The sequence below is a fragment of the Streptomyces sp. NPDC051909 genome (genome assembly GCF_040681095.1).
Classification (GTDB): Bacteria; Actinomycetota; Actinomycetes; order Streptomycetales; family Streptomycetaceae; genus Streptomyces.
Genome location: NZ_JBFAYA010000016.1, coordinates 46815 through 60507, shown reverse-complemented (window position 1 = coordinate 60507; position 13693 = coordinate 46815). Strand labels below are relative to the sequence as shown.

Sequence of the window (13693 nt, the reverse complement as noted above, 5' to 3'; positions counted from 1 at the left end):
CCGGGCCTGCCCCGAGAGACCGCCGAGCGAGCCGAAGGGCGCGCCGGGGGAACAGCCTCGAGCGCGCGCAACCCCCGAGGAACGAGGGGGAGAGCACGGTCGGGGCTGTGAGCCGGGCTCAAAGCGCCCGGAGGCGAGCCGAGGCCTAGAAAAGGAGGTGAGGCCCTCGTGTTGACACAATCATCGACGCGGGTCCTCGAACCCGCCGACCTCGGCGCCGCGCTCGCCGTCCTGGAGAGCGCCCCCGTCGAGAACGCCTTCGTCACCGCCCGCGTCCAGCTCGCCGGGCTCGACCCCTGGCGGCTCGGCGGCGAGATGTGGGGCTGGTACAGCGACGGGCGCCTCACCTCGCTCTGCTACTCCGGCGCCAACCTCGTGCCCATCTGCGCCACCCCCGAGGCCGTCCGCGCCTTCGCCGACCGGGCCCGCCGGGCCGGCCGCCGCTGCTCCTCCATCGTCGGCCCCGCCGGACCCACCGCCGAGCTGTGGCGGCTCCTCGAACCCGGCTGGGGCCCCGCCCGCGACATCCGCGCCCACCAGCCGCTCATGGTCACCGAGCAGCCCTCCACGACCGTCGAGGCCGACCCGCTGGTGCGCCGGGTCCGCAAGGACGAGATGGACGTGATCATGCCCGCCTGCGTGGCCATGTTCACCGAGGAGGTCGGCGTCTCCCCGCTCGCCGCCGACGGCGGACTGCTCTACCAGGCCCGGGTCGCCGAACTCGTCGGCTCCGGCCGCTCCTTCGCCCGCATCGAGGACGGCAAGGTCCTCTTCAAGGCCGAGATCGGCGCCGCCACCCGCCAGGCCTGCCAGATCCAGGGCGTCTGGGTCGCCCCCGAACACCGCGGCAAGGGCCTGTCCGAGACCGGCATGGCCGCCGTCCTGAAGTACGCCCTCGCCGACGTCGCACCCGTCGTCAGCCTCTACGTGAACGACTACAACAAGCCCGCCCGCGCCGCGTACCGCCGCGTCGGCTTCGAAGAGGTCGGCGCCTTCATGAGCGTGCTCTTCTGACCGGACTATCCGACCGGCCTATAGGGTGCGGCGCATGGATGACACCGAGGTCGTGATCGCGCCGGTCAATCTCGCCGCACGGGTCGACGAGGCCCTCGCCGTGCAGGCCGTCGCCTTCGGCCTCGACGCCGGCGAGGTGGCCGTACGACGGCACATCGTGCTGCGCCACCTCCTCAGCCCCGGCGCCCTCGCCTACGGAGCCACCACCCCCGACGGACGTCTCGTCGGCTTCGTCTACGGCATGCCCAACGACCGCAGCCACTGGTGGTCCACGGTCGTCGAACCGTATCTGCGCGCCGACGGCCTCGACGCCTGGCTCGACGAATCCTTCGTCATCACCGAACTGCACGTCCACCCCGACTTCCAGGGCCGCGGCGTGGGCCGCGGACTGATCACCACCATCACCGACCGGTCCGACCTGCCCCGCTCGATCCTCTCCGCGATCGACATCGAGAGCCCGGCCCGCGGCCTCTACCGCTCCCTCGGCTACACCGACCTCGCCCGCCGGGTCCACTTCCCGAGCGCACCCCGCCCGTACGCCGTGATGGGCGCCCCGCTGCCGCTCAAGCGCCGGTAGGCCCGGAGGGCAGGCGGGGGGAACTGATTTCTCCTGCCAGGGGCGGCCCGGCTAACCTCGGGGCCATCACCGTCCGTTCCTTCAGGAGTACGAGAACCATGGCCAACGCACCGGTCCAGCGCATGTCCCAGTTGATGGCGAAGACGCTGCGCGACGACCCGGCGGACGCCGAGGTCCTCAGCCACAAGCTCCTCGTCCGCGCCGGCTACGTCCGCCGCACCGCCGCCGGCATCTGGAGCTGGCTGCCGCTCGGCAAGAAGGTCCTCTCCAACGTCGAGCGGATCGTCCGCGAGGAGATGGACGCCATCGGCGCGCAGGAGGTCTCCCTGCCCGCCCTGCTGCCCCGCGAGCCCTACGACGCCACCGGCCGCTGGGACGAGTACGGCGCCGAGCTGTTCCGCCTCCAGGACCGCAAGGGCGGCGACTACCTCCTCGGCCCGACCCACGAGGAGATCTTCACCCTGCTGGTCAAGGACCAGTGCTCGTCCTACAAGGACCTGCCGGTGATCCTGTACCAGATCCAGACCAAGTTCCGCGACGAGGCCCGCCCCCGCGCCGGCATCCTGCGCGGCCGCGAGTTCCTCATGAAGGACTCGTACTCCTTCGACCTGGAGGACGAGGGCCTCGCCCAGTCCTACGCCCTGCACCGCGCCGCGTACCAGCGCATCTTCGAGCGCCTCGGCCTCGACTACCGCATCGTCGCCGCCACCGCCGGCGCCATGGGCGGCTCCAAGTCCGAGGAGTTCCTCGCCCCCGCCGAGGCCGGCGAGGACACCTTCGCCGACTGCCCGAACTGCGACTTCGCGGCGAACACGGAGGCGGTGTACCAGGCGGTGAAGCCGGTCGACGGCTCCGCGGTCCCCGCCGCCGAGGAGATCCCCACCCCCGACACCCCGACGATCGAGACCCTCGCCGCCTCCCTCGGCGTCCCGGCCTCCGCCACGCTCAAGAACCTCCTGGTGAAGGTCGACGGCGAGATCGTCGCCGTGGGCGTGCCCGGCGACCGCGAGGTCGACATGGGCAAGGTCGAGGAGCACTTCGGTCCGACGGCCACGGTCGAGCTGGTGGCGGAGGAGGACTTCGCGGTCCGCCCGGACCTGGTCCGCGGCTACGTCGGCCCGCAGGGCCTGGACAAGGTGAAGTACCTCGCCGACCCGCGCGTCGCCCCCGGCACCTCCTGGATCACCGGTGCCAACAAGGACGGCATGCACGCGAAGAACGTGGTCGCGGGCCGCGACTTCGAGGTCGACGAATACGTCGACGTCGTGGTCGTCCAGGAAGGCGACCCGTGCCCCAAGTGCGGCACCGGCCTGAAGCTGGACCGCGCCATCGAGATCGGCCACATCTTCCAGCTCGGCCGCAAGTACGCCGACGCGCTCAAGCTCGACGTCCTCGGCCAGAACGGCAAGCCGGTCCGCGTCACCATGGGCTCGTACGGCGTCGGCGTCTCCCGCGCCGTCGCCGCGCTCGCCGAGCAGACCGCCGACGAGAAGGGCCTGTGCTGGCCCGCCGAGGTCGCCCCGGCCGACGTCCACGTCGTCGCCGCCGGCAAGGCGCTCCAGACCGAGCTGGCCCTGGAGGTCTCCGACAAGCTCGCCGCGGCCGGCCTGCGCGTCCTGGTCGACGACCGGGCCGGCGTCTCCCCGGGCGTCAAGTTCACCGACTCCGAGCTCATGGGCGTCCCGAAGATCCTGGTCGCCGGCCGCCGGGCCGGCGAGGGCGTCCTAGAGCTGAAGGACCGCCGCACCGGCGAGCGCGAGGAGCTCACGGTGGACGAGGCGATCGCCCGCCTGTCGGCGTGACGCGCGGCTGAGGGGGCGGGTCCGGTACCGGACCCGCCCCCTTCGTCGTACGGCCCCGCTCCTCACGTCGTACGGCTCAGGCGCCGTCCTCCTCCCGCGGTGCCGGGTCCACCGGCGCGCCCGCCAGGTCCTCGATGGCGTCGACCGCGTCGCCCCGGCCCACCAGATAGGCGTCCGAGCGCGGCGGCTCGACCTCGGGCGGTTCGGGCGCCTCCGGCGGGACCGGGGGAGGGCCGGTCACCGAGGGCGCGTCGGGCGCGGCCACCGGCGGCGCCGGACGGGAGGCCGTCTCGGACAGCGGCGCGCGCTCCAGGAAGCGCAGCAGTTCCACCGGGATCGGCAGCACCAGCGTCGAGTTCTTCTCCGCAGCGACCGCCATCACCGTCTGGAGCAGCCGCAGCTGCAGCGCCGACGGCGTGTCCGCCATCTGGCGGGCCGCCTCCGCCAGCTTCTTCGAGGCCTGCAGCTCCGCGTCCGCGTTGATCAGCCGGGCCCGGCGCTCCCGGTCCGCCTCCGCCTGCCGGGCCATCGAGCGCTTCATCGTCTCCGGCAGCGACACGTCCTTGATCTCGACCCGGTCGATCTGCACACCCCAGCCGATGGCGGGGGAGTCGAGCATCAGCTCCAGGCCCTGGTTGAGCTTCTCCCGGTTCGACAGCAGGTCGTCGAGGTCGCTCTTGCCGATGATCGACCGCAGCGAGGTCTGCGCCATCTGCGAGACGGCGAACTTGTAGTCCTCCACCCGCACCAGCGCCTCGGCCGCGTCGACGACCTTGAAGTAGACGACCGCGTCCACCCGCACCGTCACGTTGTCCCGGGTGATGCCCTCCTGGGCCGGCACCGGCATCGTGACGATCTGCATGTTCACCTTGTGCATGCGGTCCACGCCCGGAACGATCATGTTGAAGCCGGGCGTGCGCACCTCCCCGCGCAGCCGCCCGAAGCGGAACACCACGCCGCGCTCGTACTGCTTCACGACCCGCGCCGCCGCGGCCGCGTAGACACCGATCACCGCGGCAGCTCCCGCGGCCGCCATCAACACCTCTTGGATCATCACGGCCCCCTGTCAAAGGGATACAAAAAGGGTATTCCCTGCGACGGGGCCACGACTCACAGCCAGCCGGCGAACTCCAGGAGCAGTTCCGCGTCGGCCCGCCGTCCGGCGGTGAGCGCGCGGGTCGCGGACTCGACCGCACGGAACAGCGTCCAGCCGCGCAGCCGGTCCCGGTCCAGCTCCAGCGAGTCGGCGAGCTTGTTGACCCGCCGCCGGGCCGCCGAGGCGCCCGCGGAGGCGGCCACCAGGTCCTCCACCCGGTCCCTGACCAGGCGCGCCAGGTCGTAGGCCCGCTCGCCGACCAGCGGTTCGGGGCCGACCGCGAGCCACGGGGCCCGGTCGCCGGCGAGCACCTTGCCCTGCCGGAACTGGCCGTGCAGGAGCAGCGCCTCCGCCGGGGCGGCGAGCAGCTCGGTACGGGCCTCCAGGGCGGCGGTCACCAGCGTGCCGGCCTCCGGATCGGCCCGGTACGCCTCCATCGGCGCGGCCTGGCGCGCGGTGCGCTCGGCGACGGACTCGAAGCCGTGCCCGGCGGGCGGCTCCACCCACAGCTTCCGTACGGTGTCGGCGGCCTCAAGGAGCGCCTTCGCCTCCGGCAGCGAGCGCAGCGACACCTCGGGGTGCAGCCGCTCCAGGAGCAGCGCGCCGGGCACGGGCTCGCCCGGGGCGAGCAGCCGGACGGCGCCCCAGCCGCTCCAGTGCGCGAGCGCCTCCCGCTCCAGGTCGGGGCGGGCGAACGCGGGCGCGAGCTTCACGACGCCGTCGGGCACGAGCACGACGAGGCTGCTGCGCCCGCCGGGTGCCATCACCCGTTCGGCGACCAGACCGGACCGATCGAGGGTGTCCTGGGCGAGTTCCGGGAGCGCCTTCAGCCATTCGGCCGCGGCAGCGTCCCCGTACGTCTCGCCGAGAGCCCGCACCAGTCGCTGCGGCGGTTCGAAAGCCATGCGTGCGTTGATTCCTTCGTCTCCTGCGGTGCGGCGAGCTCCCGGATAGCGCCGCTATCCAGGAGTGCGGCCTGTCAGGCCCGCTCGGCGAGCCCAGGAAAGGTTACGTCGCTGCCGCGCCAGCGGACCGCCCGCACCGCCGCCTCGCGCAGCGCCGCCGCCGCGTCGCGGCGCAGCGGGCCGTCGGCGGAGCGCACCAGGTCGGAGTAGACGCCCGCGACGCGGTCTTCCAGGACGGCCGCCAGGCGGACGGCGGCGGCCGGGTCCGGGACGTCGAAGGGCAGGGCGTAGCCGGCGGCCGCGGCGACCGGTTCGCCGCCCAGGTCGCGCACGGTGCGGCGCAGCGCGTCGCGACGGCCGCGGTGGGCCTGGTGGGCGGCGGTGGCCTCGGCCCGCCGGTCGGCGCCGACACGGGCGCCGACGACCCCGTAGCCGTACACGGCGGCGTGCTCGGCGGCCAGCGCGGCCTGGGCTGCTGCGAGCGCGCTCATCCGCGGTCCCCTTCGGTGAGCAGATAGGCGTGGGCGGCGCCGGCGGCGGCGACGGAGGCGAGCAGCCGGGCGTACTCGGGCGGCGCGGTGAGCAGTGCGGCCGTGTGGGAGTCGGCGGTGGCCCGGACGGCGGCGGCGAGGTCCTTCAGCGCGGCGGCCGGGTCGGCGGGCACCCGGACGAGAGTCAGTGACCGTGACGGTGACGGCGAGGGGGACGCGGCTCCGGAAGGGCCGGGCGCCGGGGCGGTGCCGCCCTCGGACAGGGCCTTCACATGGGCCGCCGCCGACGCCCGCAGCGGCGCGAGCCGGGCCGCGAGCGACGGGTGGCCGTCGATGACGGCGTCGTACCGCGTCAGCAGGTCGCGGCCGGCGGTCACCGAACGGCGGCGCAGCGCCGCCTCGGCGGCCGCCGCCCGTTCGGCCGCGCGTTCGGCGGCGGTCGGCCGCCGCGGCCCGCCGCCGGAACCGGACGTGCAGCCGGCCAGTGCCGCCGCCGCGCCCGCGGCGCCGGCGGTCAGGAGCGCGCGCCTGCCCAGGGTCGTCACGCCTCTCCCTCCTCGGAGTGGTGTTCGAAATGTTCGAAGATCGCCGCAGGCGAGCGTACCCGCGGTGCCGGGCCGCGTGGACGGCAACACCCTCCGGGACCGGATACCCTTTGATCTGACACGCGACGAACCCACAACAGCACACGCGGCCGAGGAGTCACCCGGATGAGCACCACCCAGAACGAACGGCTGCGCGGTCTTCTGGAGCCGCTCGTTCACGCGAAGGACCTCGACCTCGAGGAGATCGAGCTGTCCCGGGCCGGGCGCCGCGGACTGCTGAGGGTGATCGTCGATTCCGACGAGGGCGTCGAGCTGGACGCCTGCGCGGAGCTGAGCCGCGTCATCTCCAACATGCTCGACGAGACGGACGTGATGGGCGAGGGCGAGTACGTCCTCGAGGTCAGCTCCCCGGGCGCGGACCGCCCCCTCACCCAGCACCGTCACTACGAGCGTGCCACCGGCCGCCTGGTCAAGCTGCAGCTGAGCCCCGAGGCGGGCGGCGGCGAGCTGGTCACCCGGATCCTCGCCGTGGACGAGGACGGTCTGGACACCGAGGTGCCGGGCGTGAAGGGCCGCAAGGCCACCGCCCGCCGGGTCGAGTTCGCCGAGATCGTCCGGGCGCGTGTCGAGATCGAGTTCAACCGCAAGGACAAGAAGGAAGAGGAGGCGTAGCCGTGGACATCGACGTGAAGCTCCTGAAGGGCTTGGCACAGGAGAAGGAAATCTCCTTCGAGATGCTGGTCGAGGCGATCGAGTCGGCCCTCCTCATCGCCTACCACCGCACCCCCGACGCCCGCCGCCACGCGCGCGTGGAGCTGAACCGGCAGACCGGTCACGTGACGGTGTGGGCGAAGGAAGACCCCTCCGAGCTGGAGGAGGGCCAGGAGCCCAAGGACTTCGACGACACCCCGTCGGACTTCGGCCGGATCGCGGCGAGCACCGCCCGCCAGGTCATCCAGCAGCGGCTGCGGGACGCCGAGAACGACGTCACCTTCGGCGAGTACGCGCGCCGCGAGGGCGACATCGTGGCGGGCCAGGTGCAGCAGGGCAAGGACCCGAAGAACGTCCTCGTCAAGCTGGACGACAAGCTGGAAGCCATCCTTCCGGTGCAGGAGCAGGTGCCGGGCGAGGACTACACGCACGGTCTGCGGCTGCGCACGTACGTCGTCCGGGTGGCGAAGGGTGTGCGCGGTCCGTCCGTCACCCTCTCGCGCACGCACCCCAATCTGGTGAAGAAGCTGTTCGCCCTGGAGGTGCCGGAGATCGCCGACGGTTCCGTCGAGATCGCCGCCATCGCCCGTGAGGCCGGCCACCGCACCAAGATCGCGGTCCGTTCCACCCGTTCGGGCCTGAACGCCAAGGGCGCCTGCATCGGCCCGATGGGCAGCCGGGTGCGCAACGTGATGGCCGAGCTGCTCGGCGAGAAGATCGACATCGTGGACTGGTCGGACGACCCGGCCGAGCTGGTGGCCAACGCGCTCTCTCCGGCGCGGGTCTCCAAGGTCGAGATCGTCGACCTGGCCGCCCGGTCCGCCCGGGTGACGGTGCCCGACTACCAGCTGTCGCTCGCGATCGGCAAGGAGGGGCAGAACGCCCGTCTGGCCGCGCGGCTGACCGGCTGGCGGATCGACATCCGTCCGGACACCGAGCAGCAGGACGCTTCCGCCGCCCAGTAGCACGGCGGCCCGGTCCCGTACCGGCACTGATCCTTTTTGGCCAACGACTGTTCGATTTTTGCCCCGAACGGGTGAGGTCGGTACGGGGAGGTAGACTTAACGTGTCTGGCCGGACGCATGCCCGCGTATGCCCTGAGCGAACCTGTGTGGGATGCCGGGAGCGAGCGGCCAAGCACGAGCTGCTGCGGATCGTGATGAATAAGGACGAGTGCGTTCCCGATCATCGCGGTACGCTGCCCGGCCGGGGTGCGTATCTGCACCCCGCCTCGGTCTGTCTCGACCTGGCGGTGCGCCGCCGGGCGTTCCCGCGGGCCTTCAAGGTCCCGGGACCGCTCGACACCGCGGCGCTTCGCGCACATGTCGAGCAGGACGCACCGTAGATGAAGTACGGCACAAAAGATGTACGGCACGGAACACCGTGCGGTCAGGTACCTCGCGAGTTGGAAGTAGGTCGAGATTGCGATGAGCACTCGATGAGTACGCGATGAGTACGCCCATGAAGTAGCAACGGTCCGGCGGTAACCGGACCTAAAAGGAGCGAAGTGGCTAAGGTCCGGGTATACGAACTCGCCAAGGAGTTCGGTGTGGAGAGCAAGGTCGTCATGGCCAAGCTCCAAGAACTCGGTGAATTCGTCCGTTCGGCGTCCTCGACGATCGAGGCGCCGGTCGTGCGCAAGTTGACTGATGCGCTGCAGGGTCCCGGCGGCAACGCCGGCAAGACCGCAGCAAAGCCGGGTGCCCCCCGCAAGGCGGCGCCCGCCCCCAAGCCCGCGGCACCGGCTCCGGCCGCCGCGGCCCGTCCCGCTGCCCCCAAGCCCGGCGCCCCGGCCCCCAAGCCGGCCCCCGCCGCGCCTGCGGCCCCGGTCACCCCGGCCGCGCCCGCGAGCAGCACCCCCTCCCCGGCTCCGGCCGCGTCGGGCCCGCGCCCGGGTCCGAAGCCCGCGCCCAAGCCGGCGCCCGCCGCCCCGGCTCCGGCCGCCCCGGAGTTCACCGCGCCCCCGTCGGCCCCGGCCGCCGGTCCGCGCCCCGGTGGTGCCACCCCCGGTCCGCGTCCCGCTGCCCGTCCGGGCCAGCAGGCGCCGCGTCCGGGTCAGCAGGCCCCCCGTCCCGGCGGTCAGCAGGCCCCGCGTCCGGGCGGTCGCCCGGCCGGCCCGCGTCCGGGCAACAACCCCTTCACGTCCGGTGGCTCCACCGGCATGGCGCGCCCGCAGGCGCCCCGTCCGCAGGGTGGCGCTCCGCGTCCCGGCGGCCCCGGCGCGCCCGGTGGTGCCCCGCGTCCGCAGGGCCCCGGCGGCGTTCCCGGCGCCCCGCGTCCCCAGGGCGGCGCTTCGCGCCCGACCCCGGGTGGCATGCCCCGTCCGCAGGCCCCGCGTCCCGGTGGCGGCCCCGGCGGCAACCGTCCGAACCCGGGCATGATGCCGCAGCGTCCCGCTGCCGGCCCGCGTCCCGGTGGCGGCCCCGGCGGCCGTGGTCCCGGTGGCCCCGGCGGGCGTCCGGGCGGTCCCGGCGGGCGTCCCGGCGGCGGCGGCTTCGCCGGTCGTCCGGCCGGTCCCGGCGGTGGCGGCGGCGGCTTCGCCGGTCGTCCCGGCGGTCCGGGTGGCGGCGGTGGCCGTCCCGGCGGTCCCGGTGGTGGCGGCGGCTTCGGCGGTCGTCCCGGCGGCTTCGGCGGTCGTCCCGGTGGTCCGGGTGGCCGTGGTGGCACGCAGGGCGCCTTCGGTCGTCCCGGCGGTCCCGCGCGTCGCGGTCGCAAGTCGAAGCGGCAGAGGCGCCAGGAGTACGAGGCCATGCAGGCCCCGTCCGTGGGCGGCGTGATGCTGCCTCGCGGCAACGGCGACACCATTCGCCTGTCGCGCGGTGCGTCCCTCACCGACTTCGCGGAGAAGATCAACGCCAACCCGGCGTCGCTCGTCGCGGTCATGATGAACCTCGGCGAGATGGTCACGGCCACGCAGTCCGTCTCCGACGACACGCTCGTCATGCTCGGCGAAGAGATGAACTACACGGTTCAGATCGTCTCGCCGGAGGAGGAGGACCGTGAGCTGCTCGAGTCCTTCGACCTCGAGTTCGGCGAGAACGAGGGCGGCGAAGAGGCCCTGGTCTCCCGTCCGCCGGTCGTGACCGTCATGGGTCACGTCGACCACGGTAAGACCCGGCTCCTCGACGCGATCCGCAAGACCAACGTGGTCGCGGGCGAGGCCGGTGGCATCACCCAGCACATCGGTGCCTACCAGGTCGCGACCCAGGTCAACGACGAAGAGCGCCGCATCACCTTCATCGACACCCCCGGTCACGAGGCGTTCACCGCCATGCGTGCCCGCGGTGCCAAGTCGACCGACATCGCGATCCTCGTGGTCGCGGCCAACGACGGCGTCATGCCGCAGACGATCGAGGCGCTCAACCACGCCAAGGCCGCCGGCGTCCCGATCGTCGTCGCGGTCAACAAGATCGACGTCGAGGGTGCGGACCCGGTCAAGGTCCGCGGTCAGCTGACCGAGTTCGGTCTGGTGGCCGAGGAGTACGGCGGCGACACGATGTTCGTCGACATCTCCGCCAAGCAGGGGCTGCACATCGACTCCCTGCTGGAGGCCGTCGTCCTCACCGCCGACGCCTCGCTCGACCTCCGGGCCAACCCGGACCAGGACGCGCAGGGTATTGCGATCGAGTCCCACCTCGACCGCGGTCGCGGTGCCGTCTCGACCGTCCTGGTCCAGCGCGGAACGCTGCGCATCGGCGACACCGTGGTGGTCGGCGACGCGTACGGCCGTGTCCGGGCGATGCTCGACGACAAGGGCAACAACGTCGAGGAGGCGACCCCGTCGACTCCCGTCCTGGTCCTGGGTCTCACCAACGTCCCGGGCGCCGGCGACAACCTCCTGGTCGTCGACGAGGACCGCACCGCCCGTCAGATCGCCGAGAAGCGCGCCGCGCGTGAGCGCAACGCCGCCTTCGCCAAGCGCGTCCGCCGGGTGTCCCTCGAGGACCTCGACAAGGTGCTCAAGGCCGGTCTCGTCCAGGAACTCAACCTCATCATCAAGGGCGACGCGTCCGGTGCGGTCGAGGCCCTGGAGTCCTCCCTGCTCCAGCTCGACGTCGGCGAGGAGGTCGACATCCGCGTGCTGCACCGTGGCGTGGGTGCGGTCACCGAGTCGGACATCGACCTGGCCATGGGCTCCGACGCCATCGTCATCGGCTACAACGTCCGTGCGGCCGGCCGTGCCGCGCAGATGGCGGAGCGCGAGGGCGTCGACGTCCGGTACTACTCGGTCATCTACCAGGCGATCGAGGAGATCGAGGCGGCGCTCAAGGGCCTCCTCAAGCCGGAGTACGAAGAGGTCGAGCTCGGTACGGCGGAGATCCGCGAGATCTTCCGCTCGTCCAAGCTGGGCAACATCGCCGGTGTCCTCATCCGCTCCGGCGAGGTCAAGCGCAACACCAAGGCGCGCCTCATCCGCGACGGCAAGGTCATCGCCGAGGGCCTCACCATCCAGGGTCTGCGCCGCTTCAAGGACGACGTCACCGAGATCCGCGAGGGCTTCGAGGGTGGTATCAACCTCGGAAACTTCAACGACATCAAGATCGACGACGTCATCGCGACGTACGAGATGCGCGAGAAGCCGCGCGTGTAACACGCGAGGCCGAGTCGCGAGGCTCAGGTCGGGGCCGGTCGGCGGAAGTTATTCCGTCGATCGGCCCCGGCCGTTGCGTGTACGGTTTTGATGTTCCCCCGCCGGGCGTGCGCCCGGTGGGACGTCGAACCCGAACCGGCGGGACATCCGGCACCGCATGTACGTGGGGACTCTGTCCTTCGATCTGCTCCTCGGCGACGTTCATTCGTTGAAGGAGAAACGCTCCGTCGTCCGGCCCATCGTCGCCGAGCTCCAGCGCAAGTTCTCCGTGAGCGCGGCCGAGACCGGCGACCAGGACCTCCATCGCAGGGCCCGGATCGGGGTCGCGCTGGTGTCCGGGGACGCGGGGTTCGTGTCGGACGTGCTCGACCGCTGCGAGCGGCTGGTCGCGGCCCGGCCCGAGGTGGAGCTGCTCTCGGTGCGCCGAAGGCTCCACACTGATGAAGACTGAATGAGCAAGGCAAAGAAGGAGACGGACCAGTGGCCGACAACGCGCGGGCGAAGAAGCTGGCGGACCTCATCCGGGAGGTGGTCGCCGAGAAGCTGCAGCGCGGCATCAAGGACCCGCGCCTGGGTACGCACGTGACCATCACGGACACCCGCGTCACCGGTGACCTGCGGGAGGCCACGGTCTTCTACACGGTCTACGGCGACGAGGAGGAGCGCGCGAGCGCCGCCGCAGGCCTGGAGAGCGCCAAGGGCATCCTGCGCTCCGCGGTCGGCAAGGCCGCGGGCACCAAGTTCACCCCGACGCTCGCCTTCGTGGCGGACGCCCTCCCGGAGAACGCCCGGACCATCGAGGACCTCCTCGACAAGGCGCGCGCCTCCGACGCCCAGGTGCGGCAGGCCTCCTCCGGCGCCACCTTCGCCGGTGACGCCGACCCCTACAAGAAGCAGGGCGAGGACGAAGCCGCCGAATGAGCACCGCAGGGAAAACGCCCGATGGTCTTGTCGTCGTCGACAAGCCGTCGGGCTTCACTTCGCACGACGTCGTGGCCAAGATGCGCGGGATCGCCAAGACCCGCCGCGTGGGCCACGCCGGCACGCTCGACCCCATGGCCACGGGCGTCCTCGTCCTCGGCGTGGAGCGGGCGACCAAACTGCTCGGTCACCTCGCGCTGACCGAGAAGGAGTACCTGGGCACCATCCGCCTGGGCCAGACCACCATCACGGACGACGCCGAGGGCGAGATCACGGCGTCGGTCGACGCGTCGAAGGTCACCCGCGAGCAGATCGACGCCGGCGTGGCCGAGCTCACCGGCGACATCATGCAGGTGCCGTCGAAGGTCTCCGCGATCAAGATCGACGGCAAGCGCTCGTACGCGCGCGTGCGCGGCGGCGAGGAGTTCGAGATCCCGGCCCGGCCGGTCACCGTCTCCTCGTTCCGGGTGTACGACGTGCGCGAGGCGACCGCCGAGGACGGCACGCCCGTCATGGACCTGGTCGTCTCGGTGGTGTGCTCCTCCGGTACGTACATCCGGGCGCTCGCCCGGGACCTGGGCGCCGGGCTCGGCGTGGGCGGCCATCTGACCGCGCTGCGCCGCACCCGGGTCGGCCCGTACAAGCTGGACAGTGCCAGGACCCTGGACCAGCTCCAGGAGGAGCTGACGGTCATGCCGGTCGCCGAGGCGGCCGCGGCGGCGTTCCCGCGCTGGGACGTCGACGAGAAGCGGGCCCGGCTGCTGCTCAACGGCGTACGCCTGGAGATGCCCGAGTACCCCAGGGGGCCGGTCGCGGTCTTCGGGCCGGACGGGCGGCTGCTCGCGCTCGTCGAGGACCAGCGGGGCAAGGCGAAGAGCCTGGCCGTCTTCGGCTGAGCTGCCTGAACCACCGAGGTGGGGCGGACACTCCGGTGTCCGCCCCACCGCCGTTTTTCACCCCATCGGGGAAGCGCTCGAAGCGAACCCGGGAGTGCGAGGGGGCGCGTTCGTCCGACGCGCTTCACCCGGAGATCACCGCCG

General features: G+C 72.3%; 14 protein-coding genes. 10 read left to right on the top strand and 4 right to left on the bottom strand.

Annotated elements, in window-relative coordinates; all coding sequences use genetic code 11:
• The first annotated feature begins 168 nt into the window (after positions 1–168).
• The 3 genes from AB0M18_RS24620 (at position 169) to AB0M18_RS24610 (ending at position 3393) form a co-directional block, all read left to right on the top strand.
• A complete protein-coding gene (locus tag AB0M18_RS24620; protein WP_365761501.1) occupies positions 169–1014 on the top strand; it encodes a GNAT family N-acetyltransferase in 846 nt (281 codons plus the stop codon).
• A 34-nt stretch (positions 1015–1048) separates the two neighbouring features.
• Positions 1049–1591 (top strand): GNAT family N-acetyltransferase, encoded by a 543-nt coding sequence (locus AB0M18_RS24615; RefSeq protein ID WP_365761499.1) that lies wholly within the window; start codon positions 1049–1051, stop codon positions 1589–1591.
• 98 nt (positions 1592–1689) lie between these two features.
• Complete coding sequence (locus tag AB0M18_RS24610) at positions 1690–3393, top strand: proline--tRNA ligase (protein ID WP_365761497.1); 1704 nt, start codon at positions 1690–1692, stop codon at positions 3391–3393.
• Positions 3394–3469: 76 nt separating this feature from the next.
• On the opposite strand, the gene AB0M18_RS24605 is transcribed toward AB0M18_RS24610, so the two are convergent.
• From AB0M18_RS24605 to AB0M18_RS24590, 4 genes are all read right to left on the bottom strand, one after another.
• Complete coding sequence (locus tag AB0M18_RS24605) at positions 3470–4447, bottom strand: slipin family protein (protein WP_365761495.1); 978 nt, start codon at positions 4445–4447, stop codon at positions 3470–3472.
• Between the two features lie 56 nt (positions 4448–4503).
• Positions 4504–5394 (bottom strand): aminoglycoside phosphotransferase family protein, encoded by an 891-nt coding sequence (locus AB0M18_RS24600; RefSeq protein WP_365761493.1) that lies wholly within the window; start codon positions 5392–5394, stop codon positions 4504–4506.
• Between the two features lie 74 nt (positions 5395–5468).
• Complete coding sequence (locus AB0M18_RS24595) at positions 5469–5885, bottom strand: ferritin-like domain-containing protein (protein WP_365761491.1); 417 nt, start codon at positions 5883–5885, stop codon at positions 5469–5471.
• Positions 5882–6430, bottom strand: a complete 549-nt coding sequence (locus AB0M18_RS24590; protein WP_365761489.1) for a hypothetical protein — start codon at positions 6428–6430, stop codon at positions 5882–5884. Before AB0M18_RS24590 ends, AB0M18_RS24595 begins: the two co-directional genes overlap by 4 nt.
• A gap of 165 nt (positions 6431–6595) precedes the next feature.
• Here AB0M18_RS24590 and rimP point away from each other — a divergent pair, with 165 nt between their 5' ends.
• From rimP to truB, 7 genes are all read left to right on the top strand, one after another.
• On the top strand, positions 6596–7102 hold the full coding sequence (gene rimP, locus AB0M18_RS24585; RefSeq protein WP_365761487.1) for a ribosome maturation factor RimP: 507 nt from the start codon (positions 6596–6598) through the stop codon (positions 7100–7102).
• A gap of 2 nt (positions 7103–7104) precedes the next feature.
• Positions 7105–8106, top strand: coding sequence for a transcription termination factor NusA (gene nusA, locus AB0M18_RS24580; protein WP_365761485.1), 1002 nt, complete (start codon positions 7105–7107; stop codon positions 8104–8106).
• A gap of 101 nt (positions 8107–8207) precedes the next feature.
• Positions 8208–8486, top strand: a complete 279-nt coding sequence (locus AB0M18_RS24575) for a YlxR family protein (RefSeq protein ID WP_365761483.1) — start codon at positions 8208–8210, stop codon at positions 8484–8486.
• A gap of 162 nt (positions 8487–8648) precedes the next feature.
• Complete coding sequence (gene infB, locus AB0M18_RS24570) at positions 8649–11732, top strand: translation initiation factor IF-2 (RefSeq protein WP_365761481.1); 3084 nt, start codon at positions 8649–8651, stop codon at positions 11730–11732.
• Positions 11733–11889: 157 nt separating this feature from the next.
• Complete coding sequence (locus AB0M18_RS24565) at positions 11890–12183, top strand: DUF503 domain-containing protein (RefSeq protein WP_356076752.1); 294 nt, start codon at positions 11890–11892, stop codon at positions 12181–12183.
• Positions 12184–12212: 29 nt separating this feature from the next.
• A complete protein-coding gene (rbfA, locus tag AB0M18_RS24560; RefSeq protein WP_365761478.1) occupies positions 12213–12653 on the top strand; it encodes a 30S ribosome-binding factor RbfA in 441 nt (146 codons plus the stop codon).
• Complete coding sequence (gene truB, locus AB0M18_RS24555) at positions 12650–13549, top strand: tRNA pseudouridine(55) synthase TruB (protein WP_365761476.1); 900 nt, start codon at positions 12650–12652, stop codon at positions 13547–13549. Before rbfA ends, truB begins: the two co-directional genes overlap by 4 nt.
• Positions 13550–13693 lie beyond the last annotated feature (144 nt).

Bases quoted from the DNA above. Each gene is read 5' to 3' on its own strand.
- AB0M18_RS24615 (WP_365761499.1), top strand. From the start codon at position 1,049: ATGGATGACACCGAGGTCGTGATCGCGCCGGTCAATCTCGCCGCACGG.
- AB0M18_RS24610 (WP_365761497.1), top strand. From the start codon at position 1,690: ATGGCCAACGCACCGGTCCAGCGCATGTCCCAGTTGATGGCGAAGACG.
- AB0M18_RS24605 (WP_365761495.1), bottom strand. From the start codon at position 4,447: ATGATCCAAGAGGTGTTGATGGCGGCCGCGGGAGCTGCCGCGGTGATC.
- AB0M18_RS24600 (WP_365761493.1), bottom strand. From the start codon at position 5,394: ATGGCTTTCGAACCGCCGCAGCGACTGGTGCGGGCTCTCGGCGAGACG.
- AB0M18_RS24595 (WP_365761491.1), bottom strand. From the start codon at position 5,885: ATGAGCGCGCTCGCAGCAGCCCAGGCCGCGCTGGCCGCCGAGCACGCC.
- rimP (WP_365761487.1), top strand. From the start codon at position 6,596: ATGAGCACCACCCAGAACGAACGGCTGCGCGGTCTTCTGGAGCCGCTC.
- AB0M18_RS24565 (WP_356076752.1), top strand. From the start codon at position 11,890: ATGTACGTGGGGACTCTGTCCTTCGATCTGCTCCTCGGCGACGTTCAT.
- truB (WP_365761476.1), top strand. From the start codon at position 12,650: ATGAGCACCGCAGGGAAAACGCCCGATGGTCTTGTCGTCGTCGACAAG.